The following is a 2562-nucleotide window of genomic DNA, read 5'->3' as shown; positions in this document are numbered from 1 at the left end:
CAGCCGTCCGGACCTGCCCGGTCCGGCCGGTGACCCACCCGGGGGTGTGCGCGGGCCACCACCGAAGTGGGGTATTGTTCTTTGTGCACGGAGCGCCGGGGGACCGGCGGGACGAGCACGGGACGTGGCGCAGCTTGGTAGCGCACTTGACTGGGGGTCAAGGGGTCGCAGGTTCAAATCCTGTCGTCCCGACAGGAGCGCAAGGCTCCATTGCAGGTCAGGGCCCTGTTTCACTCATGTGAGACGGGGCCCTGTTTTGTGTTTCAGGGCTACCTCTCACAACTTCTCACATTCGTCCGCGGTGCCGCCTCAGGCCTGGTCGAACACGGCATTGAGCCGGTCCACCGCGGGTTGGAGGTGCTGTACGTCCGGGTGTACGTAGACCCGTTTGGTAAAGGACAGATCGCTGTGTCCGGCCCAGGCGGAGACCACGACGTCCGGTACCCCCGAGGCGGCCAGCCAGGTGAGGACGGCGTGGCGGGCGTCGTAGGGGCGGACCCGCCGTACTCCGGAGGTCTCCATGAGGCGGTAGCAGCGGCGTCGAAGCCAGTCGGTCTTCACTGCCCCGCCGAACTCGTCGACCACGACGCGACCGCTGGCGGAGTATGCCTCGCCAGCCGCGAGCCGCTCCTTCGCCTGCTGGGTACGGAAGCTGCCCAGGGCCTCGGTGACAACGCGGGGGAGGAGCAGCCTCCGCCGTCCCGCCGCTGTCTTCGGAGCCTTCTCGACCACGATGCGTTCGACGTTGGTCCGGGTCATCGCTACCTGCAGCGTCCCGGCCTTGAGATCCACGTCCTGCCAGCGAAGGCCACATACCTCGGCCGGGCGCAGGCCGAGGAGCAGGAGCAGCATCGGAGCGTGCAGGCGGTCCCCGGCGATGTGGCGCAGGAAGGGGAGTGCTTCCTCCTCCGTCCACGGTTTCCGCTCGGCCTTCGCCTCCAGCGCGGCGTCGCGTGCCTTCCGGGGGATGGTGACGTACTGCGCGACGTTTCGGGGTACGAGCTGGCGGCGCACCGCCATGTTCAGCGCCGCACGGAGCCGGCCCAGAGTCAACCGGACCGACCTGACTCCGAGGCCAGTGCCGGCCTTTCCTCCCCGCACCCGGCCACTGGTCAGCATCCAGTCGACCAGGCCCTCGATGTCCTCCTCGGTGAGCGCCTGCAGAGCCTTGTCACCGAGGTGGGTCCGTACCGGCCGCAGGGCGTCCTCGTAGTTCGCGGCAGTCGCTGCCTCGACTTCGCGAATGGCGCTGGTGAGCCAGGTGTCGAGCCACTCGTCCACCGTCAGCTTGGTCGGTGCGACGAAGGTGCTCTGCTGAACCTGGTGCCGGATACGCGAAAGCTCGGTGACCGCCTGCTTCTTCGTGTCGAAGGTGCGCGTCAGCTGCTTTCGTTTGCCAGCCTCGTTAGTGCCGACATCCACCACCAGGCGATAACGAGTGCGACCGTCCTTGTGGAGCACTTTCCGTATCGGATCCTTCAAGAGAACTTCCCTTCCGCTACTGGTCACCGCCCTGCGCGGCACCGCGGAACGTTAGCCCGAAGATGCGGCCGTACCCAGCGGGGAGTGGCAAGTTCGCTCGCAGCAGACGCGGTGGTTGCCCGCTCCGCCGATGAGAGGGTGCGGGCGCTTGTCTCGGCAGGTCGCATGCAACAGCACTCCGCCCAGCATCGCTTCTGTGCCGAGCTACAGGAATGCGGCACCAGCCGGAGGCCAAACCGCAAGGTCCGAGCACACCGAGCGACAGGAGCCTGGCCAGACTCTGTTGCAGCCGAGCCTCACTATCCTCGCGCTTTCATGAAGCGTGCTGTCCGGCAGACGGTCAGCAAAGCTGAAAATGCCTCTGACCAGCGAGAATGAGGATTGCGGAGGTCCTTGTTCCCGCCCCTGTCGGAGGCACTTCCCAGGCGAAACAGCGTACCGGGTCTTACCCTCGTGTCGCGGGCCGGTTCGGTCCAGCTCGTGGAGACGGTCCGCAAGACCGGTCTTGACCAGGTCATAACCGTAGCTCTGGCTCCGTGGCGGAAGACGCGGGCTGTCCATGATCCCGGCAAGGTGCTCCTGGATGTCGCGCTGGCGGTCGCGCAGGGCAGGGACTGTCTCGCGGATGTCGCGATGCTGCGGTGCGAGCTGGCCGTCTTCGGTGCGGTCGCCTCCGACCCGACCGTCTCCCGCCTGATCGACGCTCTTGCCGCCTCCGGCGACAAAGCCCTCCAAGCCATCCGGTCCGCACGGGCCGAAGCCCGCAACCGGGTCTGGTCACTGGCGGGCGGGAACGCCCCAGACGCCGACGGCCAGGTCACGGTCGACCTCGACGGCGTTCTCGTGATCGCGCACTCGGAGAAACAGGACGCTGCCGCGACCTGGAAGAAGACCTACGGCCACCACCCCCTCATGGCGTTCGTCGATCACGGACCCGGCGGCACCGGAGAACCCGTCGCTGCCCTCCTGCGGCCGGGCAACGCGGGCTCCAACACCGCGGCCGACCACATCACCACCACCCAGCTCGCCCTCGCCCAGCTACCGAAGAAGTACCGGCGAGGGCGCAAGACCCTCATCCGC

At 67.3% G+C, this 2562-nt stretch carries 2 protein-coding genes and 1 tRNA gene; 2 read left to right on the top strand and 1 reads right to left on the bottom strand.

What is annotated here, in order from left to right:
• Window positions 1-118: 118 nt before the first annotated feature.
• Window positions 119-192: transfer RNA gene (locus ACOJSN_RS19605), tRNA-Pro, on the top strand.
• 117 nt (window positions 193-309) lie between these two features.
• Here the strand turns inward: ACOJSN_RS19605 and ACOJSN_RS19600 are convergent.
• The gene (locus ACOJSN_RS19600) at window positions 310-1524 is read right to left on the bottom strand and encodes a site-specific integrase (protein WP_420114165.1); all 1215 of its coding nucleotides are present in this window, start codon (window positions 1522-1524) and stop codon (window positions 310-312) included.
• 339 nt (window positions 1525-1863) lie between these two features.
• On the opposite strand from ACOJSN_RS19600, the gene ACOJSN_RS19595 reads away from it, so the two are divergent.
• A partial coding sequence (locus ACOJSN_RS19595) for a transposase (protein WP_420114164.1) occupies window positions 1864-2562 on the top strand: 699 nt, incomplete at its 3' end.

The organism is Pseudactinotalea sp., assembly GCF_048594945.1.
Lineage (GTDB): Bacteria > Actinomycetota > Actinomycetes > Actinomycetales > Beutenbergiaceae > Pseudactinotalea.
Note: the sequence above shows the minus strand (reverse complement) of the source record. Positions and strands in the feature narration are given on the sequence as shown.